The organism is Acidobacteriota bacterium (assembly GCA_003225175.1).
In the GTDB taxonomy this organism is placed as follows: domain Bacteria; phylum Acidobacteriota; class Terriglobia; order Terriglobales; family Acidobacteriaceae; genus Gp1-AA112.
On record QIBA01000037.1, the window covers coordinates 94,395 to 119,741 of the forward strand.

Here is a 25,347-nt window from a genome sequence, read left to right on the forward strand (position 1 = left end):
CAGGGTACAGGAGAACAGGCGGCCAAAATTGGTTACGTTCCGTTCTTAGCTATACGAGCAGCTAACTCCGCGATCTCCTTTCCTGCATTCGGGTGTGCAAGCGATCGCGCTTTGTCTGACATGCTGGCCAGTACCGCCGGATCGCCTAGCATCTCTGCGACGACTGCGCTCAGCCGAGCGGGGTTGAGCTGCGACTCTGGAATCAGGCGCGCGGCACCGGCGCTCTCGAGTGCCTGAGCGTTCTTAAGCTGATGATCATCAGCAGCTAACTTAAACGGAACGAAAACTGCGGGTTTTCCAGCGGCGGTGATCTCTGCCACAGTACTCGCCCCAGAGCGACATAGGACCGCATCCGCCTCAGCAAATGCGGACGGCATATCGTCGATAAACCGGTTCACCTGCACTTGTAAGTCTGCCTGCGTATAAGCAGCTTCGACTCTCTCGAAATCGCGCTCTCCGGTTTGATGGCGAATTTTAATTCCGAGCTCGCGCCATTTTGGGATGGCGTCGATCATCGTCTGATTGAGGATTCGAGCACCTTGACTGCCTCCGAAGACAAGCAGTGAGCCAGGGGGCGAGAATCTGCGCTGGGCGATGCTGAAAAATTCTTGCCTCACTGGCACACCAGTAACCCGAGCATTACCGAAAAACTTCTTGGTCTGCTCAAAATGCACCGCGGCCGCACTCACGTAACGGGCTACAACTCGGTTGGCGAATCCCGGGACGAGATTAGGCTCGAAGGCCAGAGTGGGAATACGCATCAGCAAAGCCGTTAGCATTCCGGGACCAGAGGCATATCCACCGACTCCGATCACAACTTGAGGGCGAAACTCCGCAAAGATTTTGCAGCATGCGAGGAGCGCACGCGGAATATCGCTCAGCGTTCTGGCACGGCGAGCAAGGCTGACGCCCTTTAGCTGCCCAACTTGCACCAGCCGCAACTCGAAGCCGCTTGGGGGAACGAGGCGAGTCTCGATTCCCCGATTGGTGCCCACGAAAATGATTTCCGCCGCGTAGAGGTGACGCAACTCGCGCGCGATAGCCAACGCTGGAATTACGTGACCGCCGGTGCCTCCGCCTACGATCGCGGCACGCATCGATTAGTCTGCCTGCTGACTGATGTTCAGCAGTACACCTACGCAGGCCAAAGTGATGAACAGTGAACTACCGCCGTAGGAGATGAATGGCAGCGGAATTCCCTTAGTTGGGAGCAGGCCCAGAACGACGCTGATGTTGAAGAAGGCCTGAATGGCAATGGTGCCGGTGATGCCGATCGCGAGAAAGCGACCATACAAATCCGATGTCCGAATCGCCGCGCGCATCCCGCGATAGCAGAGCACGCCAAAGAGTCCAACTACCGCCATCGTTCCCAACAATCCGAGTTCTTCGGCGATAACGGCAAAGATGAAGTCTGTGTGCGGCTCCGGAAGATAGAAGAGCTTCTGCTTTCCTTCCATGAGTCCAATGCCGGTAATGCCACCAGTGCCCACCGCGATTAATGACTGAATCATGTGGAAACCGGCGCCCTGCGGATCGGCCCAGGGATTCACAAAGGCCAGCATGCGCTGCCGGCGGAAGCCGACATCAAAGAGGAGGTAATAGAGCGCTGGCAAGCTGGCCAGCACGCCGTAGCCGAGATATTTCAACTCCATACCTGCGACGAAGAGCACTGAGGCAGTCATGGCCATGCACACGAGAGCGGTGCCAAGATCAGGCTGCTTCACAATTAGCAACGAGAAGATCAGACTCGGTAACACGGCAGGCACGAGCGTTCGTCGCCAGTCGCCGATGGCAGCAGTACGCGTTTCCAGGAAGAAAGCCAGAAAAAGGATGAGAGCCGGCTTTGCGAGTTCCGATGGTTGGAACGAGAGCACGCCGAAGCGTATCCATCGATGAGTATTGTGTGAGCGGTCGAGGAACAGCACCGCGACGAGCAATACTGTCGTTACTCCAAGTAACGTGAAGACCACGGCTGGATGTTTGTGCTTGCGGTAGTCCACACGCATGAGTACGACCATCGCGAGCACTCCGGCAAATGACCAACCGATCTGGCGCAGGACAAACGTGTATGGAGATCCAAAACGGTCTTTGGCAATCACCGCCGAAGCGCTGAAGACCATGACCAATCCAAGAAGAACAAGAAGGAGAGTGCCGCCGAAGAGCCAGCGATCAACGCTGACGCGCTTCGCCATCAGCGGCGCTCCTGCCCTGCGGCTGCAGGGCTCGCGAATTGCTCGACCAGGGCCCGGAAGGTGCGTCCGCGGTGCTCATAGTTTTCGAATTGATCGAAGCTGGAGCAAGCAGGAGCTAGTAAGACAACGTCTCCAGGCTGCGCGAGATCACGCGCATGCTCGACGGCGTTGTCGAGTGTCTTGCAAGGCAACACCTCGACTGCCGACTGCACATGCGAGCGAATCTTCTCGGCCGCTGCGCCGATGGTGTACACGCGCTTGACGCGCTCGCGCAGCAGGTCGTTCATCTGCGCGTAATCGCTGTCTTTGTCTTTGCCACCGAGAATCAGGTGGATATTGCCGGGGAAAGATTCGATTGCCTTAATGGTGGCATCAACATTCGTTGCCTTAGAATCGTTGTAGTACTCCACTCCACCAACGGTAGCGATGTACTGAAGGCGATGATCCACCGCTTTGAAGTTTCGCACTGCGTCCCGAATAGTGGTCCCATCGCAACCACAAAGACGGCCAACAGATACAGCGGCCAATACATTTTCGAGGTTGTGAGCGCCTTTTAGCGGAATCTCTGAAACCGGCATGATTTTGTCTTCGCGTTCGAAATCACGCCAATAAATTTCGCCTTCTCGCACAAATGCTCCAACCTGTTCCCCGCTGAGTTCCCGCTTGCGGGTGAACCGGCAAATCTGGGCCTTCGTACGCGTTTCAAGCCCGGCGCTGCCGGAATCGTCGAGATTCAACACGGAGTAGTCGGACGCAGTCTGATTCTCAAAGATTCGTGCTTTGGCGGCTGTATACGTCTCCATGCTGCCGTGCCGATCGAGATGATCAGGCGTAATGTTCAGAACGACGCCAATTGAAGGATGGAAGGTTTCGATCGTCTCGAGTTGAAAGCTCGAAACTTCGATTACGTTGACGGTATCATCCGTGGAATCTTCCACCAGCAAAATCACTGGTGTTCCAATGTTCCCGCCGATCAGGGTTCGCTGACTGCCGCTGGCTATTATCTCTCCGCAAAGAGTGGTTGTGGTGGTCTTACCGTTGGAGCCGGTGATAGCAACGATCTTGCCCCTCAAAAATCGCGTTGCAAGTTCGATCTCTCCGATCACGCGAATCCCTTGAGCGCGAGCACGCGTTAGCTGTGGGATATCGCAGGGTACGCCCGGACTCACCACGATCAAATCCTGATCGCGAAATGTGCGCTCGCCGTGGCCGCCGGTTTCGACAGCAATGCCACGATCAAGCAGAGCAGGAATCTGATTCTTCAGCTCGTTTTGGCTGCGAGTATCAGAGACAGTGACACGCGCGCCCCGAGCGGCAAGAAACTGGGCGGATGCTACGCCGGATTTTCCCAATCCCACGACGAGCACGCGTTTTCCTTTTACATCCATCGCCATCTGCCATTCTGCCATGAGTTATTGGAAACTTCATCGGAGTTTGAGCGTCGTAAGAGCAAAGAGTGCAAACACGAGCGCCGCAATCCAGAAACGCACGATCACCTTCGACTCCGACCAGCCGACTAATTCGAAGTGATGATGGAGCGGCGCCATTTTGAAGATGCGTTTTTTGCGCAGCTTGTAAGAACCTACCTGTAGGATGACCGAGAGCGCTTCGAGGACAAAGACTCCGCCGATGAAGGGAAGCAGAAGCTCCTGTTTGATAATGACTGCCACCGTTCCGATCGCGCCACCAAGAGCGAGTGAGCCCACGTCGCCCATGAAGATTTCAGCAGGATGCGCGTTGTACCAAAGAAATCCAATACTGGATCCCACCATCGCGCCGCAGAATACGGTGAGTTCGGCGACCTGAGGCATCTTCTGGAGTTCCAAATATTCCGCGAAACGTGAATGACCGCTTACATAGGTCAGGACCGTCAACGCGGCCGCTGCAACGATCGTGCAGCCGATTGCAAGGCCATCCAGTCCGTCTGTCAGGTTCACTGCATTGCTTGATCCCACAATCACCAAAACAACGAAAAAAATGAATGGCAAAAACGCGACGATCCACAGATGCGGCATCTGCAGCAGTGAGCCAATTGCGAGGTCCGGTCGAAAGCGCTTTATAAATGGAACCATCAGGTGTGTGGAATATTGTCCGACTGCCTGCATGGCGACAAGCACAACCGCAATGATCACACTAACGGCGATCTGCAGACCAAGCTTCGAACGCCCGGTAAGGCCAAGATTGCGATGGTGGACGATCTTTAGATAATCGTCAGAAAAACCAATCGCAGCAAACGCCAGCGTCGAGAGGACGACCATCCAGATGTACCGGTTGGTCAGATCAGCCCATAGCAGCGTAGGAACGATAATGGCTACTACGATGAGGACTCCGCCCATGGTCGGAGTCCCTGCCTTCTTCTGATGGGCTGCCGGGCCTTCTTCCCTGATGTATTGCCCAATCTGAAACTCACGCAATTGCCGAATGATCGCCGGACCTACGATCATCCCCATGAACAACGCGGTAAGGCTGGCAAAGGCTGTGCGGAAGGTGATGTAGCTGAAGATGCGGAAAGGAGGAAAGAGAGTGTGCAACTTCTGATACAACAGCCAATAAAGCAATCTTCCTCCGCGCTAATCAATATCGATTAAGAAGGGCGATCCCACATCGGCGCCAATTCAAGATGTACCCGCCGGACTCGCGAGATGCAGCCTTTCGTTTAGCTGTTCAAGCGCCCGTTCCAGCCGAACTCCACGAGATGCTTTTAGCAAGACCACATCACCAGGCCGGAGATTATCCGCAAGCCAGTCTCCTGCCTGTTCTGGCTCGGCGAGAAACGTCGCACTAACTCCACCGGATGCGGCACCTTCCACTATAAGACGTGCCTGCCCGCGCACTCCGATCAGAATATCGATCTTGCGTTGTGCAATGTGATTCCCACATTCGCGGTGCAGTTCGGGAGCCGTAGGACCAAGCTCCAGCATCTCGCCTGCCACAATAATGCGACGCTTGGCAGGTGACGCTGCCACAACGTCCACCATGGCATCCAGTGCTTTGGGATTGGAGTTGTAAGAGTCATTGATGACCGTAGCACCGGCGATCTCCGTAACCTGTCCGCGCTTGTCCGGAGCTTTGAGCGACACCAGTGAGGCTGCTACTTCCGTTGGCGTGATACCAGCCTCCAGCGCGACGGCGATCCCGGCCAAGGCATTCATGACGTTATGACGACCGAGCAGCGGCAACTCCAGCACAGTGTTCACGCCGCTGGCCGCCAGTTGAAAGCGCGATCCGCCAGGACCAAGATCTTCAATCCGCTTTGCGCAAACATCAGCGGGATGTTCAATCCCAAACAAAATCACTTTTCCATGAAAATCGCGCCCAAATTGCGAGACGTAAGGATCATCAGCATTCAGAATGGCCATGCCCCCAGATGGCAGGGCGGCGATCAGCTCGTACTTGGCACGGGCGATGCCGGCGATTCCTTCTGGGAAGAATTCGAGATGAACGGGAGCGACGGATGTGATCACACCCCACTCCGGCTTGGCGATTTCACACAGCGCGGCGATCTCCCCGGTGTGTGACATGCCCATCTCGATGACTGCGATGTCATGCTCTGATTCAAGCCTCAGAAGTTGTAGCGGCAATCCGAAATGGTTGTTGAGATTGCCCAGGGATTTAAGAACCCGAAAACGCGAGGTGAGCAGATGCGCGATGACATCTTTTGTCGTGGTCTTCCCGGCTGATCCAGTGACACCGATCAGGCGCTTGCCCCAAAGCCTTCGAACTGCGGCTCCCAAACGCTGAAGCGCAGCAAGCGTGTCATTCACGATGAGGATTCTCGATTCGCCGGCAAAGCGCTGAGCTTGATCTTGCGCGATCACAGCAGCAACCGCGCCGGACTTGAGCGCCCCGGCGGCGAAGTCATGACCGTCGAGCCGTTCGCCTTTGACCGCGAAAAATAGATCTCCCGGTTGAATTGTGCGAGAGTCGATCGAATAGCCGGAAGCCACCTGCTCGCTATCGAATTTGCGGGAAGCTTCGATGAACTCTGCAACCCGCCACAAAGGCAACTTCATGCGACCGGCGCTCCTTGACGAACGAGCGTCTTGTAGCCTTGATTGATCAGGTTCTCTTTGGCGATCTGCACCTCTTCGAAAGGGAAGGTGCCTTCGCGCGTGATCTGATATTTCTCGTGACCCTTTCCGGCGAGCAGAACTATGTCGCCTTCCCGGGCTTCGCTGATGGCAAGCGCGATCGCCTTGCGGCGGTCGGGCTCGACCGCGTGCAGAGTTCCGGTTTGCAACAGCCCCGGCAGAGCGTCGGCAATTATGGCTTGTGGATCCTCGCTGCGAGGATTGTCGGACGTAAGCACGACAAAATCGCTGCCCTCTCCCGCCGCACGTCCCATCAGGGGACGCTTCGTGCGATCGCGATCGCCGCCGCAGCCGAAGAGTGTGATGATCCGGCCTCGTGTCTTCTGCTTATCGCGCAGCTGACGCGCAATGCGTGCAAGATTGCGCAGGGCATCGTCGGTGTGCGCATAGTCAACCACGACGATAAAAGGCTGTCCACAATCAATAAGCTCAAATCGGCCCGGCACTCGCTGGAACGAGGCAGTAGCGTTGCGAATCTGCTCGAGGGTACATCCACGAGCGAACGCCGCAGAAGCCGCGGCCAAGACGTTGTAGACATTGATCTCGCCAAGCAGTCGCGATTCACACGTGACGCACTTTCCTTCAAGCCGCAGACGAAAGCGAGTTCCAGTAGGTAGATACTCGATGTTTTCTGCCGTCACATTGCAGGCGGGGTTGAGACCATAGCTGACGAGTTCAGAACCGCTGCACTTCGCGGTTTCATAAAGCGTGCGGCCAAACAGGTCGTCCCCATTGATGACCGCTACCCGAGGTGGAGCACTGCTATTCGACTCAAATAGTTTTCGCTTTGAGGCGGAGTACGCCTCCATGGTGCGGTGATAGTCGAGATGATCTCGTGTCAGGTTCGTAAACACTGCGACGTCGAAGTGAAGTCCGTAGACGCGCGCTTGCTCCAGGGCGTGCGACGAGACTTCCATGACCCCTTCGCCGGCACTGGACCGCACAGCTTCGTCGAACATCTCGTTCAATTCCAAGGACTCCGGTGTCGTGTGAAGCGCAGGGATGACCCGACCCGCAACGTGATACTCGATCGTTCCGATCATCGCCACGGATTTCCCGGCGCTCCGCAAAATGTGCTCGGCGACGAAGGTTGTCGTGGTTTTACCATTCGTGCCTGTCACTCCAGTCAGCTTCAACTTTTCTGCGGGTCGGCCATAGAAGTTGGAGCTAATTCGCGCCAGTGCCTTGCGTGCGTGTGCCACCCTGGCAAGCGCGATGCCAGCATGCGGAGTCGCATCCTTCGACTCCGAAACAATTGCGACAGCGCCTGCACGAACCGCGGCTTCAGTGAACCGATTGCCATCGTTGACTTCCCCGCGCATGGCGACAAACAGGAATCCGGGACGAACTTTGCGCGAGTCGTAGGCGACACCTTGAATATCGGCATCGCCGACGATTGAGACCGCCTCGACATCGCGCATGATTTCTCGGAACTTCATTTGAGGCGATTATAGTGGGGTAGATTCCATTGATTAATGAGGTAAAGACCTAGAAAAAATCAAAGGTCTAGCGCGCAAATTGCACTGTCACGTGCCCGCCAATGGGCAGGCGCGCTCCTGGCGGAGGATTCTGCTGGCGTGCCACGCCGGAGCCGAAGATATCGACTTCCAGTCCTGCCTTTTCGCTTTCTTCAATCACTGTGCGCACTGGCTTGCCAACAAATGAAGGGACCGTTCGTGTGGATTCGACATCGAGCACAACCGTCCCGGTCTTCGGCAGTGCAGCCGGAGAAGCGTCTGCCCTGCTTGAATCAGCGTCATTCGTTGCGCTGGGCTGCATTGCAACCGTGGTTGCGGAACTATACGCAGCAGGAATGACTCCATAGCTCGGCGTCGCAAATGCGACAGTAGCGCCTTCATCCTGCTGATTATCATTGTCCGCGACCTCCTCGCCCACGTGGTCTGGCGAGCCTTCCATTTCTTCTTCGGGTTTAGCTTTGGCGCGAAGCAGCATGCGCTGCGGATTCCTTACCTCGATATCGTGTGGAACATCGAGATACTCGAGTACCTGCTGGGCAATGCGATTGAAAATTGGCGCTGCCACGTCTCCTCCGTGATGCGCGCCAACCGGTGAATCAAGGATTACCGTGACCGTAATCGCCGGATTGTTTACTGGCGCAAAGCCGGAAAACGAAGCGATATGCTGCACACGATCATAGCGATGGGTGACTGGATTGATCTTCTGTGCCGTGCCCGTTTTTCCAGCGGAAGTGTACCCGTCCAGGATAGCCTTCTTTCCTGTGCCCTGCAGCACCACTCCCTCCAGCATTCGCTTCATCTGAGCGGCCGCGAAAGAGGAAATAACCCTGTGTTGCTGACCGGGTCGAAAGACCACCGTTTGTGGTGGTCCTGTGGGTCCCTGCCAGACAGGAGTGCTTCCGGCAACGATGCGAGGCGGCGTCCAGATCCCATCGTTCGCAATGCTTGAAGTCATCGAGACCAACTGCAATGGCGAGACGCCGATCTCCTGTCCCATCGAGATCGCGCCGATGCTCATCTTCGACCAACGGCTCACAGGCTTCGTAATGCCACGGGTTTCGCCGGAAAGTTCAATCCCGGTTTGGGAGCCAAAGCCAAAGCCGCGGATGTACTTGTACATGCGGTCCTCACCCAAGCGCATAGCGATTTTGATGGCGCCTACGTCGCTAGAGCGTTCGAGAATCTCACTGACGGTAAGAAGGCTGTAAGGTTTCCAATCGTGAATACGAACCCCACCGACAATGATTGATCCCATCTGGCAGTCAAATACTTCATTGGGATTGGTGATCTTCTCTTCCAGAGCCGCGGCAATCGTTACCATCTTGAACGTCGAACCCGGCTCGTAAATATCGCTTACAGCGCGATTCTTGAGGGATTTGAGATCGAGTCCTCGCGAGTTATTTGGATTAAACGTAGGACGATTGGCAAGCGCCAGGATCTCTCCTGTTTTGGGATTCTGAATTACGACAGTGCCGGCTTCAGCGTGGGTCTTTTCCATCGCTGCCTCAAGCTCCTTCTCGGCGATGTGCTGGATGTCCTCGTCGATGGTTAAAACGAGGTTCTGGCCTGACTCCGGATTCTTCTCTACACGTCCGAACCAGCGATGGCGGGCATCCATCGAGATAAGCATTTTCCCAGGACGTCCGCTCAGGCGTTGATTGAATGAGCGCTCGATCCCCGCCAGGCCATCATCGTCCATCCCTACGTACCCGATTACCTGTGCGGCCAACTCATTCTTTGGATAAAAGCGCTTCGGTTCTTTCTCGAAGTAAATCCCCTTCAGGTTCAGCGCGCGAAGTCGTGCTGAGACGTTATTGTCGAGCTTGCGCGCGATCCATGTGAACGAGCGCGACGACTCGAGCTTCGCCAGCATCTCCTTGGGATCAGCTTTGAGAATGTGCGCCAGCAACCTTGCCGTGCTCGCCTGATCGGGAATTTCGGAGGGAACTGCGAAGACGGAGTCCACCTGGATGCTCATTGCCAGCTCGCGTCCCTTCCGGTCGTAAATGATGCCCCGCGGGGGAGAGACTTCGATGCTTCGTTGCTGCTGGCGGACCGCTTTTTGCGTCAGGAACCCGTAGTCAAGGACTTGTAACCAAAGTAGGCGCCCGCAGATGGCGAGAATCCACAGACAAAAAAATGCCGCAAAGAGCGACAGTCGGAGACGGCCTTCATTCTTTGCGGTTGCAGTCATGCCGTGGTCACCAGGGCAACGCAATAAGCGGTAGGAGATAGGTAACAGGCCAACTGAAGACCTGCCTTATCGCTATTGCCCTCACAAACGTGAGTGGCGGCCCGGTTGGTTCTCCAGGGCCACCACAAAGCCGCGGGTCAAATCCCGCGAAAATTGAACTGCTAAGCAGTAGGCAGTAGGCTAAGAATGCAAGGTCCGGGTTTTCGCCTGTTGCTTATTGCGTGATTGCCTGAGTTACTGCCAATTGCTCTCAACAACCTGAATGCCGGATGCCCGCGCCATCACCGGAGCTGTTGGATCAATGGTCGCTTCGAGGTGCATGACTTGACCCGCCTGTGGAGCCACCAATCCCATTCTGGCTGCGAGTTGTTCAATACGCTCAGGATCGCGCAATGATGCCTCCTGCAGACGCAATGCACGGTTCTGCTCAAGCAGGCCATCGCGCTCAATTTTCTGCGCTTCGATCTTGTAGCCGCACTCGATCGAGCTGAGGTGCTGCCACGCGTAAATCATCGTGAAGAGAAACAGCACGGCAAGCGAGACCGAGAACATGGCCACTTCGCGCGCTCGCTTTGGATCCGCAACTTTCACGAGACGCGAATTGTCGATGGCCTTATTGAAGTAGATCTCGGGCGTAACTCCGCCCCATTTGCGCGTCGATCGCCGAGCCGGGCCAACCGGCTGCCACATGCGATAGCCGCCCGTGATTGCCTGGGTTGCCATTTACGCTACTCCAGCATGGACGTGAATATAGGAAGCGTCGTGTAGCTGAGCATGGTGAAGGAACTGCTCAATGAGTTCTTCTTCGCGGTTGATGTGCGCTTCAACCTCGGCGCGCTGCACGCTTTGGATCAGCTCGTCAATCAGTCTCCCTGTGTACATCGTCGACCTCCTTTTATTCACTTGCCCAACTTCTAAACTTGTTTAACCGGGACAGCACCGCTCGATGAGGTAGGTGTGCTGTGGATTCCTTCTTTCGCCCTTAAGTCCATCCGGTAGGACGATGCTGCCCGGCCAACCTCCTTGGGATACCCAAAATTCTTCGGGGCTAAAGCCCAAGTTTCATTTCGGATTACTTGCGGCACGGCTAAAGCCGATGCCCTTCCCTAAACCTCTAAACCTTCTCCGCGGCACGCAACTTCGCGCTGCGCGCTCGCGGGTTGCGATCCACTTCCGCTTCTGAAGCTGTCACCGGCTTTTTCGTCAGCAGCCGATAGACGCCGTTCTTTGCTCCCTCGCGCATCGCATCTTTCACCATGCGATCTTCCAGCGAATGAAAGCTAATCACCACCAGCCTCCCGGTCGAAGGGAGGAGAACCTGAGGAGCCGTCTCAAGCAAACTCCTCAGGTCCTCAAGCTCGCGGTTTACGAAGATTCGGATTGCCTGGAAAGTTGTTGTCGCTGGATGAATGCGCTTATGTTTCATTGCCGGGAGCGCGGCCGCAACAATCTGAGCTAAGTGAGCTGTGGATCGTATCGGCCGTGCCCGGACAATGGCTCTGGCGATTCTCCGCGACCTCCTTTCCTCACCGAATTCGTAAATCACATCGGCGAGAGTTCTCTCGTCGAGGTGGTTTACCACTTGATCGGCGGTACGTTCGCTGCGCGGGTTCATGCGCATGTCGAGCGGCCCTTCCGCCTGAAAACTGAATCCGCGTGCTGCGTCGGAAAGCTGCAAGGAGCTGATTCCCAGGTCGGCCAGCAGACCGTCTGCGCTTGTCGCCGCGATTCGCTGCCCAACTTCCGCATACGATTGGTTGATCAGCGTGATTCCGGGAGCCTCGCCGCCAAGTTCGGCTGTGAGGTCCCCGAGGCGCTTGCGCGCCAGCTCCAGCGCCTTCGGATCCTTATCGAAGCCAATCAAATGACCCTGTGGGCCGAGGCGCTTTGCGAGTTCGTAGGAGTGGCCGCCAAGCCCGAGGGTCGCGTCGATATAGGTGCCGCCGCGCCGCACGTTCAGAAAATGGATCGCTTCTTCTAAAAGAACTGGAACATGACGTTGCCTTCCACTATCCTCGCCATGTTCGGCCTCCTGGGAGGCCTTGTTGTCTTCCACCGCTAGATGCCCAGATCAGCGAGCGTCTTCTCATCCTCTGGCGTGATCGGATTGTCTTCGAGGTGCTTGCGGAAGAGTTCTGCGTTCCGCACTTCCAAGTAAGTCAGATTCCCGAAGACCAGCACTTCCCCTTTCACGTCCGCTGACTCGCGCAGCAACTGCGGAATCAGCAATCTTCCCTGGTTATCGATCTCCACCATTTGGCCGTAGTAATTCACTCGATCCAGGAACTTCTTCTTGGCTGGATTGAAGTTCGACACCTTTGCCAGCTTCTCTTCGATCCGCTGCCACTCCTCAAAGGGATAAATCTCGGCAACCTTCCCATCGCGACTGGTGATGTAAAATTGCCCGCCACCATAGCTCTCGTCGATAGTGCGCTTGAACTCGGCAGGCACCTTGAGCCGTCCCTTTTCGTCCATGCGGGTTGGGTGATTGCCACGAAACATTGATTGACCGTCTGGCCTTGGCTGGCTATCGCCAGAAGCGCGAAGGAGGCTGAAGCAGCGAAGAATCGGGTCTTAGAGGTTATTTTTCTGTGGTTCGCCGGATTAATGAATCGCATTCGCATCCGCTGCCACTCTCGACCACTTTGACCATCAATTCTACTGGTTCGACCACTTTCAACCACTTTGGACCACATCCTACGCCGAAGTGGTTGGATGTCAATGGCTTTTTTGAGGTGCTCGGCAGGGCGGGCGGCGGTAAGCCGCTGGGCAAGTGTCCCCAGACGCTAGCCGCAACGACAGAGTCCTACATCCAACATTGACGCACTCGGCGGCTACCGCCGCCCGCACTGTTCCGGGTGCTATCCTCCCAAAAATGTATCAGCGGTCCAGCGTTATTCGTTTTGCAGAGTACGAAGCTGATCTGCGCAGCGGAGAACTTCGGCGGCAGGGGCACCGTCTCAAGCTGCAGGACAAACCTTTTCAAGTCCTGGCCGCGCTGCTGCAGCGTGCGGGAGAGGTGGTCACGCGCGAAGAGTTGCGGCAGAGCTTGTGGGCGGCAGATACGTTTGTCGACTTCGAGCATGGATTAAATACTGCTGTCAACAAGGTACGCGAGGCGCTTGGCGATTCGGCGAACAATCCACGATTCATAGAAACGCTGCCGCGGCGGGGTTACCGTTTCATCGGGCCCATTAACCATTCCGGAATGACCGAAGCGGCTCCGGAGTCCCAGACAGAGGGCAAACATACTGCGCCTCTGCCGTCCCCACCGCCCGCCTCGAAGGTACCTGACGGAGATCTACCTACAGCGCCACGCCCGGCGGCTCGCGGACTTTTGCTGCTTATCGAAGGCGCGTATTTAGTTTCTTACGTCAGCGCACTTCACTATCTTATCTGGGTGAGGATGCTGGCTCGCTTCAGTTTTGGGCCGACCCAATCGTTTACAATCACTTCGCTGATTATCGTTTGGTCTGCATTAGGGTTGCCGTTGCGCTTCTACCTGTGTTCTGGCCTGGTCTTCGACTATCAGTTCTTAGGGCAGAAGTTTCGAAGAATTTTTCCCTTTTTGCTGCTGATCGATGAGGTCTGGTCAGCGATGGCGATCTTTATGGTTCCCAAAATCGGACTCGGGTTTGCTTTCGCGCTATTCGTGCTTGCCGTGTATTCACCGTTTGCTCAGCGAATGCTGGTGCGGATGGCATATCCGACGCAGTACCCGTCCGCGGTAGCGGCTGCTTGAATATTTAGCAGTGTTGAAGACGTTTCACTCCTCCGCTAACGCGCAAGGTATTGACCTACTCTATCAGCGCCTCGACCACGACCTCAGACGGCATTTCTTTCCCAAACTCGCCTTCCCATTTCGCGATTACAACGCTAGCCAGACAATTGCCGACGACGTTCACCGACGTTCGGGCCATGTCCATAAGCGCATCAATGCCGAGAATGATGTATACGGGCCACACTGGCAGGTTGAAGCTGCTGAGCGTTGCCATGAGGATCACCAGGCTTGCGCGTGGAACACCGGCAACGCCCTTGCTCGTTAGCATCAGCGTCACAACCAGGAGTATTTGCTCGGCCAGCGAGAGCGGATGATTGGCAGCTTGCGATACGAAGATTGCCGCTAGAGAAAGATAAAGCGTGCTGCCGTCGAGGTTGAAGCTATAACCCGTGGGAATCACAAAGGCGACGATCTGGCGAGGTACGCCGATCGCTTCCATTGCTTCCATCGCCCGTGGGAGTGCTGCCTCCGACGTGCTGGTCGCAAACGCGATGGTCGCCGGCTCTGCAACCGCATGCAAGAAACGACGCAGCGGAACGCGTGCAATCAGCGCCACCGGCAGCAGTACGAAGACAATGAATGCGATCAATGCCAAATACAACGTGCTCAGAAGTTTGAGTAAATTCGAGAGCACGCCGACGCCGAGTTGTCCAATCGTATAAGCAATCGCGGCCCCCACCGCTGGAGCCGCCAGATACATCACGATGTTCGTGAACTTAAACATCGTCTCGGAAAGGCTCTCAAAAAATGTCAGCAGCGGTCGGCGTTTTATTTCGGGAAGCATTCCCAAAGCCAGTCCAAATATCAGGGCGAAGACGACCACTTGGAGCACCTGTCCTTCAGCCACTGACTTCGCGATATTCTCCGGAAAAACGTGCAGGATCAGATCGCTCGGCGTTTGCTTCTGCGGAACTGTCACAGTTGCCACTTGATCGGATGGAACGCGAACTCCCACGCCGGCTTTGGTGATGTTGATTGCGCTCAGGCCGATTATGAGCGCCAGCGTTGTAATTACCTCAAAGTAGATGAGTGCCTTCAGCCCCATGCGTCCGACCTGCTTGAGATCTGAGTGCCCGGCGATGCCGACGACCAGCGTGCTGAAAATCAGTGGGGCAATGATGGCTTTAATCAATCGCAAAAAAATCTGTGTGATGACCTGCAGTGCGATTGCCTGTCGAGGAAACTCATGGCCAAAAATGCCGCCGATCACCATGGAGGCAAAGATCCAAGTCATGAGAGACCGACGCAGGGACGCGTAGATCAGCAGTGCTCCAACGAGCGCGCAGCGAGTGCTGCGGAGCAATGCTTCCGGTAACGGGCGGGCATGCGATATCAGAACAAAAATGAGAGCGAGGGCCGTCAAAACCAGCACCGTCGCAAGCCAGATGCGTTGGTTAAAGAGGCCTTTCTTAGCGGTGGACATCGAGGTGAAAGGTATCACGCGGAGAAGCTTCTAAGCTGATAGCTTCTGTGCTTGTAAGCTAAACAACAACTGCTAGATGCAAGAAACGCATCCCGAAACAAAGGAGCGGGACTAAATCGCGGGACAAACCATCCTCACGTTAAGGCACGCCGGACGACAATCACTCCGCCGCTAAACGGTGTTCGCGGAGAGCGACTTCAGAAATCCCTTCCCGAATCCGTCCATGCGTTAGATCTGTGGATGCGAGGTTCTGATTTTCGTTTTGCTCTAATGCTCAGCAGCTTAGCCGCTCAGGAGCTAGAAGCTTCCTTTCGTGCTGCCTGCTACATGCACCTTGGTAATTGCCTCTTCTGAGTCGGACCCACCGAACCAGCCATGACTCTGGCATAACTAGCCTGTCAGAACCCGGGAAAGAAGCGCCACTCGGGCAAACCGAGAGGAGAGGAAGAGGCGATAAATTCCATGAAAAACAAGCTCATTGCGATTGCAATCACAGGACTGCTCACCGCCACAGCATTTGGTGACACCCCGTCCACAACCAAGAAACCACTTACCATCCAGCAACGTAAGCACGATCAACAGGCCCGCATTCGCCAAGGCGTAAAGAGCGGCGAGCTCACCAAGAGCGAAGCGAAACATCTCGAAAAACGAGAGCATGCTCTCAAGAAAGAAGAGCGTGAGATGCGCAAAGAGAACGGTGGCAAGCTAACGGCCGCAGACCGCGCAAAACTCAACCGGCAGCAGAACCACATGTCGAAAGAGATTTATAAGGACAAGCACAATAAGCACAAGCACGGATAACTTTCACCACAACAACCAAAGGCCTCCGCTTGCGGAGGCCCCTGTCATTTAACCCTCCTCACATTCGAGCTCAGATCGCGTTCAACGCCTGATCTAGATCAGCCACGATGTCTTCGACATCCTCGATTCCAACTGAAATGCGCACCATACCATCTGAAAGACCGATCTCCGCACGTCCTTTTTCGCCCAGAGCTGCGTGAGTCATCGTCGCGGGATGCGAGATCAGTGTCTCCACTCCACCCAGCGATTCGCCCAGCGAGCAGACGCGCACCTTACGCAGCATATTCTGCGCGTTCTGAAATGAGCCGGTCTCAAAAGTGATCATAGCCCCGAAGCCTGTCATCTGCTTCTTGGCCAGCTCGTGCTGCGGATGATCTGGCAGTCCAGGATAGAAAACTTTCTTCACCTTCTTGTGCCGATTCAGGAACCCAGCCACTTCCCTGCCGCTGCGATCGTGCTGGTCCATCCGCACAGCAAGCGTCTTCACGCCGCGCAACACCAGCCAGCACTCGAAGGGAGAAAGAATCCCTCCAGTACACTTTTGAACAAACGCAAATGTCTCTCTGTGTTTTGGTTTCGTGCAGACGAGCACACCACCAAGTCCATCGCTGTGTCCATTGAGGAACTTCGTGGTGGAGTGCATCACGATATCTGCGCCCAGCGCGATTGGCTTCTGGAAGTAGGGCGACATGAACGTATTATCCACTGACAGTTCGGCGCCATGAGCATGCGCGATGTTCGCAACCGCTGCGATGTCGGTAACGGTCATCAGAGGATTTGTAGGAGTCTCGATGTGTACAAGTTTGGTGTTGCGCCGAATCGCCTTTTCAACAGCCTTCGTGTTGGACGTATCCACATAGGTGAACTCGAGGCCATAATTAGCCAATACCTGATTGAAGAGCCGCGGCACGCCGCCATAGACATTTGAACCACAAACGATGTGGTCACCCGTCTTCATCATCGTAAGCATTGCGGTGATCGCCGCCATCCCGCTGGCGAAGACGTGCGCAGAAGTTCCCCGTTCGAGCGCTGCCAGGTTTTCTTCCAGCCGCGTGCGCGTCGGATTGGACACGCGCGCGTATTCGTATCCTTTGTTCTTGCCGATCTCTTCTTGAACATAAGTAGAAGTAGCGAAGATTGGAACCGTGACAGCGCCAGTGGAAGGATCGGGTTCTTGTCCAACGTGGATGGCGCGGGTAGCGAAACCGCGGTTGGGATTCTGGTTTTTGCTCATCGGGTTTCAGAATAGCAGGCAAGAATGAACGAACACGGAGCACATGGAAGTCTCAGAGGAAACTCAACGGGACGAACACGAATTCAAAGGATCTAACGATTTACAGATCCAGATCTGGGCGGTTTCGTAATCAATTGATCGGCGGATTGCAGTGATTCCACTGCAAAACCGCAGCGGTCATCAACCGACGAAACACAGATTCATGTTTCATCTGTCCGATCCATCGTATCCGTTCAATCTGTGTTCGAGCCGTTGACCTTCCCTCTGTTTCCTCTGTGTCCTCAGTGTTCAAATTCCGCCATCGAAGATGTTCTTCGAGAGGTATCGCTCTGCGGCGTCGGGGATTACGGTCACCACGCGCTTGCCCTTGCCGAGCTGCTTAGCGATCTGCATGGCTGCAAAGACGTTTGCTCCTGAGCTCGAACCGCCCAAAACACCTTCCTTGCTCGCGAGGTCGCGTACCGTCGCGAAGGCATCATCATCGCAGACCATGATGATGGCGTCGCAGACCTTACGGTCGAAGGTCTTAGGAATGAAGCTCACGCCGATGCCTTCTACTTTATGCGGACCGGGGGGATTACCTTGCAGGATCGACCCCTGCGTCTCGACAGCGACAGTCTGAATCCTGGAATTTTTCTGCTTCATGAAGCGTGAGACACCGGAAAACGTTCCTCCAGTGCCGACCCCGATCACGACTGCGTCGATCTGGCCCTGCATCTGCTCATAAATCTCCAGCGCGGTGGTTTCATAATGGAACGCAGGATTAGCCTCGTTTTCAAACTGCAGAGCGATGAACGAGTCCGGGATCTTTGCGGCGATCTCGCGCGCCGTGGCGATGGCTCCTTGCATGCCTGCCGCGTCCGGCGTGCGAATCACTTCGGCCCCAAGCGCCGCCATCACTTTCATCTTTTCTTCTGAGAATCGCTCGGGAACGCAGACGATAACTCGATATCCCTTGTTCACACCGATGAGGGCAAGCCCAATGCCAGTGTTTCCCGCCGTGGCTTCGATGATCGTGCTACCTGGGCGCAACCTGCCTTCACGTTCGGCGCGCGAGATCATGCCGATGGCGGCACGATCTTTCACACTGCCACCGGGGTTCAGGTATTCGAGTTTCGCGTAGATATCGGCGCCGCCGGGCGGGGCCATTCGCCGCAAATGCAACATGGGCGTTTCGCCGACGAGCTCAGTGATATTTTCCGCTACACGCAGGTGGACGGCCTCAGTTGTGCTCATCTGGTTTCATCTTAGCGCAACCGAGAGTTGTGAACGGGTCCTACTTCGAAGCCCGTGTCTGCTGTCCGGCGTAGTAGCCACTGCGCGTGCGAACTTGCAGGCGACCGTAACCGGGAGCATGGGCATCGACCTTCACCTGGCGGAATCCTCCCTGCTCTTGAGGACGGGTTGGACGGTAGTAGATGGAATATTGATTGCGGATATCGCGGGCGACAGCGCGCGCGATCTGGTCGACTTCGCCGAGATCTTTGGGAAAGAAGGAGACGCCACCAGTATGCTGCGCCAGCGAATCGAGTGCGCGTCTCGCGCGTTTCTCACGCTCACCGCCTAGAATTCCGATGGTGTAAACCACGGGTCCGCTGTCATCCTGTACCCGGCGTACGGCTTGTTCGAGCGTATCTGTGCTCGCGTTGTCTTCACCGTCGGTGACTACGAGCAGAACCTTCTTTTCACGACGTCCCTTCTTCGCGAGGTAATCGGCGGAGGCAACAACCGCATCGTAAAGTGCAGTTCCACCTCGGGAATCCACTTGCTGCAGGCCTTCCTGCATCTTTGCAACGTCACTTGTCAGGTCAGTGTCGATGATGGCTTCATCACTGAAATTCACGATGAAAACTTCATCTTCGGGATTGCTGCCTTTTACGAGATCCAGCGCAGCGGTATTAACCGCTTGGCGCTTGTCCCGCATCGAGCCGGAGTTGTCGATGAGGATTCCGAGTGAGACGGGAATATCTTCGCGAGTAAAACGCGTGATCTGCTGAGGTTGGCCGTCCTCATACACGGTGAAATCGTTCTTGTTCAGGTTCGTTACTAAACGCGCGCGCTGATCAACGACTGTCGCGTGAAGCACCACTTCCTGCACCTGAACGCCAATGAGGAATCCACCATTCTTTGTTTTAGTGACTTCTCCACTCTTCTGGTTGGGGATATTTACGGTCTCGGATCCAACGGAGGGATTCACTGGAGCAAGCGCAGCTTCCTGAGAAATTGACTTTCCGGACTGGTCTTCCAGCGGAATACCCGCAGCATCGACGAGGATGCTATCTGTGCCCTCGCGGTGCACACCACTCGGTGCACTGGATTGAGGGTGCGCAGCCTGATTCTGCGCGGCAGAAGGCTGAGCCGGCCGGCTCTGCTGCGGGATCGCCAGCGATGCAGAGAGAACCAGCAGGAACAGGGCTGTCGCGTAGGGCAGCTTATTCCGTAGAGGCATAATATCCAGTTTTAGCATGGACGGTGAGCGGCGGCAGACCCTTCGGTGCATTCAGCTTAACTTTAATTTTGCGCCACTTGCCATCGTGAGCTGCATTGGTTGGACGGTAACCAAGCACATATTGGTTGCGCAGCTCTACTCCAATCTTTGTCGCAACATCGGCCAGCTCATTCACATCGTCCACGCGGAACATGCGTCCGCCGGTGACGTCGGCTATTTCATTGAGAAGATAAGGCCCATAGCGCTCTTCCGGGGTGGCAGCGCCGTTGTCAAATAACCCGATGGCATAGACCTCCACATCGGCCTCTTTGACCAACGACTTGATCTCGCTGTCAGTATATCGGCTGCGGTTGTCACCGCCATCAGAGATGATGAGCAGCGCTTTCTTCTCGTGATGCGCTGACTTCATCTTCTTCATACCCATGTAGATCGCGTCGAGAAGGGCCGTTCTTCCCTTTGCATTTGCAAACACGAGCTGGCTCTGAATATCTTCGATCGAATTAGTGAAATCCACCAAAAGTTCAGGTTTATCCGAGAAGCCGATCATGAAGAATTCGTCTTCGGGGTTCGCGGTCTTGAAGAACTCCACGACAGCCTGCTTGCTCTTTTCGATCTTGTTGCTCATGCTGCCGCTTAGATCGAAGATCACCCCAAGAGAAAGAGGCGCGTCTTCGCTGGAGAATGAGCGAATCTGCTGTCCTTGACTGCCTTCTGATAGCAGAAAGTTCTCGCGTTCAAGACCCGTTACAAGACGATTCATTGGATCCGTGACGGTAACGGGCACAAGCACAAGATTTACATCGACCTTGATACGGCGATCCGTCGTCTTTAGACCAATCGAGGGTGTACCGACATCTGGACTTGCGACTGCGCTCGCAGGCTCTGCCTTTGCGCGAGGAGCGATGTGAACATCCGTGATATCGCCGGTGCCTTGGGCAAACGCTACAGCCGCGAAAACTAGAAGTAGTGCGAGAAAAGTGAAATGCAGCAGGGTTTTATAGGTTGACGCGGCGGCAGAAGGCGCCTGCCAATTGGTCGAACGCTTGCCGATCAGGGAAACAGAAACTGATGGCCCGCTGGTCCCGGGCATAAGGTCAACCCCTATATTTAGGCGAATAGTACCATAGGCCCGAAGCCAAATTGTCTTCGGGTTAGTGAGCAATTCTCATTACTTAAGATGTGCTTCTCTCCGTAGATGGTTACCTGTCATCCACGCGCCGAAGTTCGCCTGATTGTTTTCGCCGTACTGATAAAATTCAACTGTCATAATTGACGAGTGAGGAGTTTTAGGGTCAACCGACCCGAGAGATGGCCCAGATTTCAGCTTTTCCTGCGCTCCGTTACAGCCCAGAAAAGGTGCGCCTAGGCGACGTAGTCACCCAGCCTTACGACAAAATCACTCCGCAAATGCAGGACGGCTACTACAAAGCCAGCCCTTATAACCTGGTGAGAATCATCCTGGGACGACCTGAAGGCAACGAAACAGAGCACAAGAACCGCTATACAGATGCCGCTGAATGCCTCAAAAACTGGCGAAAAGCCGGTATTTTTTCCCAAGATCCGCCCTCAATTTACGCGTATTCGCAGCGATTTGTAGTGCCCGGAAGCTCTGAGAGCGTCGAAAGAAGGAGTTTTATCGCCGCAGGAACACTCTATGACTACTCAGAAAAGGTCGTATTTCGCCACGAACAAACGTTAGCGAAGCCCAAAAGCGATCGCTTGAACCTGCTGCGAGCCACGCATGCGCACTTTGGGCAGATCTTTATGCTCTACAGCGACCCGGCTCAGACCATCGATTCGCTATTTTTTGAGGATGGAAATCACGAGTGGCAAGAGGTTACGGACGAGTACAAAGTGCTTCACCGGTTGCGCAGAATCAGCGATCCTGCCACTTTGAACATCGTCAAAACCGAGATGGCGGACCGGAAATTGATCATTGCGGACGGTCATCATCGCTACGAAACGGCCTTGAATTTCCGCAAGGAAGCGGCAAACGCGTCAAATCAGTGCCTGAAAGACAACGCAAATCGCGTGATGATGGCGTTTGTGAACATGGATTCGCCGGGATTAGTGATCTTACCTACCCATCGCGTGGTCTTCGGATTGCCCAATTTTGATGTTCCAAGCTTTGTGAAAAAGGCAAAAGAGCTATACGACGTGCGCGAACTGGGTGCACTCGATGCCGCAAAAGCAGCAAGCTTGCTGGCACAATCGGGCAAGAACGCTGTCTCATTTGTTGCGGCGACCAAACAAGGAAGTTTTCTTCTCGCTGCAAGGGTAGGCAGCGAGGCGCAAATTCCGGGCGAGTTTTCTGCCCGGCAGCGCAAGCTCGACGTCGTGAACCTGCATTCGCTTCTGCTCGAAAACACACTGGGAATCTCCCATGAACAAGTGACAAATCAGCAGCACATTCGTTATTTGCGCGGCGCTGAGGAGACATTCCGCGCTGTGAAGTCCGATCCAGAGGTGAATGTCGCATTCCTTATGAGTCCAGTTTCGATCGAGCAGGTACGCGAAATCGCTTTTGCAGGCGAGGTTTTGCCGCAGAAATCGACTGACTTTTATCCCAAACTTCTCAGCGGACTGACGATTTATTCACTCGACAACGGGTGTTGAACTGGGGCAATAGGCAATCGGCAAAAGCCAGGTGATGTTCAGCCTCCAAATCTGCTCGGCCACGGCTCATGCGAGACACGTCGCGTGAGGAATTGTGGAATATTGCCTATCATTTATTGCCTATTGCTCTGCTTTCTGCTTCCTCTCTCGGCGGCGGAGCCGGAAAAGCTCTCCGTTTACGCACCGCAGGCGCGCTACAGCATTCCCATAATGACTCTCGACGGCCGGCAATATATCGGCCTACTGGAGCTGGTAGAGCCTTTGGCCGCGCCGCAATTGACGGTGGAAGGCAAGCGATGGCGGCTTCGCATGCCCGATCCCAAAACTGCAGGCAAGTTTGCTGAAGTGGAATTCGAGGAAGGCAGCACTGTGGCCAGGATTCGCGGTCACCTGACGAACCTCGCTGGCCCGGCGCGAAGCGAAAATCGACGCTTGCTGGTGCCCATGCACGGCATCGGCACGATCCTAATTCCCTTATTAGGAACCGACGTAACCTTTCACGAGGCCGCGCGACGACTGTTTCTGGGAGGAACGGCGTCAGCGATTTCTTCAGAACTCCGAAAAGGCGAACCCAGCACGCTCGCCTTGCACTTCGCCGAAACCATAAACCCGAACATACACTCCGAGGGAAACGCGCTGATTCTGTCTTTCACGCGTGATCCGGTTGTCTCATTTACGGAATATCAAAGCCTCGATGACAAGCTCTTCAGCTCCTCCGCCTACGAGGAAAAGAATGGCACGGCGACACTGACGATCAACGGCAGCGCGCCTTTACTGGCGAAGTTCGCCGACAACGGTAGAACGATCTTGATCAGCGCAGCTCCTGCGCCTCCGGCGGCTCCGGCGGCTACAGCCTCGACTCCTCCGGCTGCGCCGCCACAGTCACAGCTGGAACCGCCGGTTCAAGTCCCAATTCAGAGTGAGCCCGCCCTCCCGGGCGCCGTGCCAGCTCCCGTGCGACGTCCGCAGATACCGGCTTTTGTGGTCGTGATCGATCCCGGACACGGCGGCACCGACACAGGAGCTCGCATCACTCCGAGTCTGCCGGAGAAGGAGATAACACTTTCCTTAGCGCGAAAGCTGCGTCAGGAGCTGCAAGCGCGGCACATTGCAGTCAGCATGCTGCGCGATTCGGACGCGGATCTCACGCTCGACCAGCGTGTTGTAGCCGCGAACCTGGCTCACCCCGCCGCGTTCATTAGTCTGCACGCAGAGCCCGGAGATTCCCTACGCCTCTATACGGCGGCGCTTCCTGCATCCTCCGGAACGGCATCTGAGCGAAATTCATTTCTGCTATGGCAATCCGCTCAGGGCGCCTTCTCCTCTGAGAGCAGTTCTCTTGCTTCTGCCGCCGCAAGTGCAATCAACAAACGCAAGCTGAGCGTGCAGGTTCAGCCTGCGTTCCTTCAGCCTCTGCATTCGATCGCCGCACCGGCGATTGCCGTCGAGGTGCCGGTCGACGCAAAAGGAATAAAGATCCCTGAGGATCAGGTTGCCGACGCTCTCGCTGAGGCGATAGCGCAGCGCAAGCCCAACCTCGGAGGCGGACAGTGATCCCGCGCAACGTTCAGATCACGCTGGTGCTGCTGCTGGCCGCTATCTTCGGCAGCGGAATCTACATCCTGGCGCTGCATCTTGGAACGCAAGAGGGCCTGCGACGCGGTGCAGATCAGCGTCCGATGACGGCTCCGGTGGCGGGCGCAAACGAGATCGTGAAGCTCACGATCGCATACGACGAAGATGGCGTCTTTCGGACGCGGGACGTTTCCGCAGTTGTTCCTGCAGAACCGAGCGCTCGCGCAAAGAGTGTGCTCGAGACCCTGATCGGTTATTACCTCAGTAAGCCTTCTCCACACGAATTAGCAGACGGCTCAGGGGTAAACAGCGTATTCATGGTGAATAAGAAACTCGCTGTCATCGACCTGAACCAGGCGCTTGCAGAAGGTCATCGTTCAGGCGTGATGGTTGAAGACTTCACCCTCATGTCGCTCATCGACACCCTGGCAACCAACCTTCCCCAAGTGGAACAGGTGAAGATCCTCATCAACGGCAAAGAGCGCGAGACACTCGCCGGCCACGCGGATATCAAAAGCACTTACAGCACGGCGGCAATACACAAGGTAGTCGCGCAACTGCAATGAAGATCGGTGTCTTCGACTCTGGAGTCGGCGGCCTCACGGTGTTACGCGAATTGCTCAATGCAATTCCGCAAGCGGATTACCTGTACCTGGGCGATACAGCGCGTTTGCCCTACGGCTCGAAGTCCGCAGCTACGGTCGCGCGCTACGCGGTCTCCAGCGTGCAATTTCTCGTAGAGCACGGCGCTGAGTATCTGGTCATCGCCTGTAATACCGCCAGCGCTTTGGCCATGCGTGAGATTCGCGCGGCCGTTTCGGTGGAGGTTCTAGGCGTGATCGAACCAGGAGCGCGCGCTGCTTCGCAGATCACGCAAAGTAAGAATGTCTCCGTGATTGGCACTGCCGCGACCGTGGCCAGTCACGCTTACAAGAAGGAGCTGCAGAAGCTGAGCATTCAAGCGGTCGAAAAGGCGTGCCCTCTGCTCGTGCCGTTAGTTGAGGAAGGCTGGACCGATCATCCGGTTACGGAACAGGTGGCGAGAATCTATTTGGAAGAATTGGCCTGTGAACAACGCCGCTCTACCGGAAACCATGCAGACGTCCTTGTACTAGGATGTACCCATTATCCACTGCTCAAGCCGCTGCTTCGCCGAGTACTGCCAAGCGATGTGCATCTGGTGGACTCAGCGCAATCTACAGCTCACGATGCAGCGAAGTCTCTCTCCAGTCGGAGCTCGAGTTCCAGCAAACCTCACGTGCGATTCTTCGCGACAGATTCTGTGGAGAAGTTCCGGCAATTGGGCAGCAGGTTTCTTGGACGATCAATCGACCATGTTGAGCTGATCACGTTGGCGGAGTGAAACAAGCGTTCGGCGCTCGGCGTTCAGCGTTCGGCCAGCTAACGGGGTGGGCAACTGAAGGAAGCTCTTGTCCCGAAAAGTAATGCTCGGAACAACCAGGAAAATAATACTTTTATAACAACCATAGGTCTCAAGGCCGAACGCTGAATG

The 25,347-nt window shown here is 55.4% G+C and carries 21 protein-coding genes; 6 read left to right on the forward strand and 15 right to left on the reverse strand.

The annotated features are described in order from the left end of the window. Positions 1-32: 32 nt before the first annotated feature. The 10 genes from murG to DMG62_07700 form a co-directional block, all read right to left on the reverse strand. Positions 33-1,097: an undecaprenyldiphospho-muramoylpentapeptide beta-N-acetylglucosaminyltransferase gene (gene murG, locus DMG62_07655; GenBank protein PYY23532.1), complete on the reverse strand. Its 1,065-nt coding sequence runs from the start codon at positions 1,095-1,097 to the stop codon at positions 33-35. Positions 1,098-1,100: 3 nt separating this feature from the next. After that, positions 1,101-2,192 carry a putative lipid II flippase FtsW gene (ftsW, locus tag DMG62_07660; GenBank protein PYY23533.1) on the reverse strand — a complete coding sequence of 364 codons (1,092 nt, stop codon included), beginning with the start codon at positions 2,190-2,192 and terminating at the stop codon, positions 1,101-1,103. Beyond that, complete coding sequence (locus DMG62_07665) at positions 2,192-3,580, reverse strand: UDP-N-acetylmuramoyl-L-alanine--D-glutamate ligase (protein PYY23638.1); 1,389 nt, start codon at positions 3,578-3,580, stop codon at positions 2,192-2,194. Before DMG62_07665 ends, ftsW begins: the two co-directional genes overlap by 1 nt. Positions 3,581-3,616: 36 nt before the next feature. Further along, complete coding sequence (locus DMG62_07670; GenBank protein PYY23534.1) at positions 3,617-4,750, reverse strand: phospho-N-acetylmuramoyl-pentapeptide-transferase; 1,134 nt, start codon at positions 4,748-4,750, stop codon at positions 3,617-3,619. Between the two features lie 57 nt (positions 4,751-4,807). Continuing rightward, positions 4,808-6,205 (reverse strand): UDP-N-acetylmuramoyl-tripeptide--D-alanyl-D-alanine ligase, encoded by a 1,398-nt coding sequence (locus DMG62_07675; GenBank protein ID PYY23535.1) that lies wholly within the window; start codon positions 6,203-6,205, stop codon positions 4,808-4,810. Continuing rightward, positions 6,202-7,722 carry a UDP-N-acetylmuramoyl-L-alanyl-D-glutamate--2,6-diaminopimelate ligase gene (locus DMG62_07680; protein ID PYY23536.1) on the reverse strand — a complete coding sequence of 507 codons (1,521 nt, stop codon included), beginning with the start codon at positions 7,720-7,722 and terminating at the stop codon, positions 6,202-6,204. Before DMG62_07680 ends, DMG62_07675 begins: the two co-directional genes overlap by 4 nt. A 67-nt stretch (positions 7,723-7,789) precedes the next feature. Next, positions 7,790-9,955, reverse strand: a complete 2,166-nt coding sequence (locus DMG62_07685; protein PYY23537.1) for a penicillin-binding protein — start codon at positions 9,953-9,955, stop codon at positions 7,790-7,792. 234 nt (positions 9,956-10,189) lie between these two features. Next, complete coding sequence (locus tag DMG62_07690; protein ID PYY23538.1) at positions 10,190-10,678, reverse strand: cell division protein FtsL; 489 nt, start codon at positions 10,676-10,678, stop codon at positions 10,190-10,192. Between the two features lie 391 nt (positions 10,679-11,069). After that, complete coding sequence (locus DMG62_07695; GenBank protein ID PYY23539.1) at positions 11,070-12,011, reverse strand: 16S rRNA (cytosine(1402)-N(4))-methyltransferase; 942 nt, start codon at positions 12,009-12,011, stop codon at positions 11,070-11,072. Positions 12,012-12,013: 2 nt separating this feature from the next. Continuing rightward, positions 12,014-12,457 (reverse strand): division/cell wall cluster transcriptional repressor MraZ, encoded by a 444-nt coding sequence (locus tag DMG62_07700; GenBank protein ID PYY23540.1) that lies wholly within the window; start codon positions 12,455-12,457, stop codon positions 12,014-12,016. Between the two features lie 373 nt (positions 12,458-12,830). On the opposite strand from DMG62_07700, the gene DMG62_07705 reads away from it, so the two are divergent. Continuing rightward, positions 12,831-13,697, forward strand: a complete 867-nt coding sequence (locus DMG62_07705) for a hypothetical protein (protein PYY23541.1) — start codon at positions 12,831-12,833, stop codon at positions 13,695-13,697. Positions 13,698-13,752: 55 nt separating this feature from the next. On the opposite strand, the gene DMG62_07710 is transcribed toward DMG62_07705, so the two are convergent. Then, a complete protein-coding gene (locus tag DMG62_07710) occupies positions 13,753-15,159 on the reverse strand; it encodes a dicarboxylate/amino acid:cation symporter (GenBank protein ID PYY23542.1) in 1,407 nt (468 codons plus the stop codon). A gap of 462 nt (positions 15,160-15,621) precedes the next feature. Here DMG62_07710 and DMG62_07715 point away from each other — a divergent pair, with 462 nt between their 5' ends. Continuing rightward, positions 15,622-15,960, forward strand: coding sequence for a hypothetical protein (locus DMG62_07715; protein ID PYY23543.1), 339 nt, complete (start codon positions 15,622-15,624; stop codon positions 15,958-15,960). A gap of 70 nt (positions 15,961-16,030) precedes the next feature. On the opposite strand, the gene DMG62_07720 is transcribed toward DMG62_07715, so the two are convergent. The 4 genes from DMG62_07720 to DMG62_07735 form a co-directional block, all read right to left on the reverse strand. Continuing rightward, positions 16,031-17,194 (reverse strand): cystathionine gamma-synthase, encoded by a 1,164-nt coding sequence (locus DMG62_07720; GenBank protein PYY23544.1) that lies wholly within the window; start codon positions 17,192-17,194, stop codon positions 16,031-16,033. A 288-nt stretch (positions 17,195-17,482) separates the two neighbouring features. After that, positions 17,483-18,430: a cysteine synthase A gene (cysK, locus tag DMG62_07725; protein PYY23545.1), complete on the reverse strand. Its 948-nt coding sequence runs from the start codon at positions 18,428-18,430 to the stop codon at positions 17,483-17,485. Between the two features lie 40 nt (positions 18,431-18,470). Then, positions 18,471-19,643 (reverse strand): VWA domain-containing protein, encoded by a 1,173-nt coding sequence (locus DMG62_07730; GenBank protein PYY23546.1) that lies wholly within the window; start codon positions 19,641-19,643, stop codon positions 18,471-18,473. Beyond that, positions 19,627-20,733: a VWA domain-containing protein gene (locus tag DMG62_07735; GenBank protein PYY23547.1), complete on the reverse strand. Its 1,107-nt coding sequence runs from the start codon at positions 20,731-20,733 to the stop codon at positions 19,627-19,629. The genes DMG62_07730 and DMG62_07735 overlap by 17 nt, the downstream gene beginning before the upstream one ends. Before the next feature lie 218 nt (positions 20,734-20,951). Between DMG62_07735 and DMG62_07740 the strand changes: the two genes are divergently transcribed. The 4 genes from DMG62_07740 (at position 20,952) to DMG62_07755 (ending at position 25,197) form a co-directional block, all read left to right on the forward strand. After that, the gene (locus DMG62_07740; GenBank protein PYY23548.1) at positions 20,952-22,259 is read left to right on the forward strand and encodes a DUF1015 domain-containing protein; all 1,308 of its coding nucleotides are present in this window, start codon (positions 20,952-20,954) and stop codon (positions 22,257-22,259) included. Positions 22,260-22,382: 123 nt separating this feature from the next. Continuing rightward, positions 22,383-23,813: a hypothetical protein gene (locus DMG62_07745; GenBank protein PYY23549.1), complete on the forward strand. Its 1,431-nt coding sequence runs from the start codon at positions 22,383-22,385 to the stop codon at positions 23,811-23,813. Beyond that, on the forward strand, positions 23,810-24,400 hold the full coding sequence (locus tag DMG62_07750) for a hypothetical protein (GenBank protein PYY23550.1): 591 nt from the start codon (positions 23,810-23,812) through the stop codon (positions 24,398-24,400). Before DMG62_07745 ends, DMG62_07750 begins: the two co-directional genes overlap by 4 nt. Further along, positions 24,397-25,197 carry a glutamate racemase gene (locus DMG62_07755; protein ID PYY23551.1) on the forward strand — a complete coding sequence of 267 codons (801 nt, stop codon included), beginning with the start codon at positions 24,397-24,399 and terminating at the stop codon, positions 25,195-25,197. The genes DMG62_07750 and DMG62_07755 overlap by 4 nt, the downstream gene beginning before the upstream one ends. Positions 25,198-25,347: the final 150 nt, after the last annotated feature.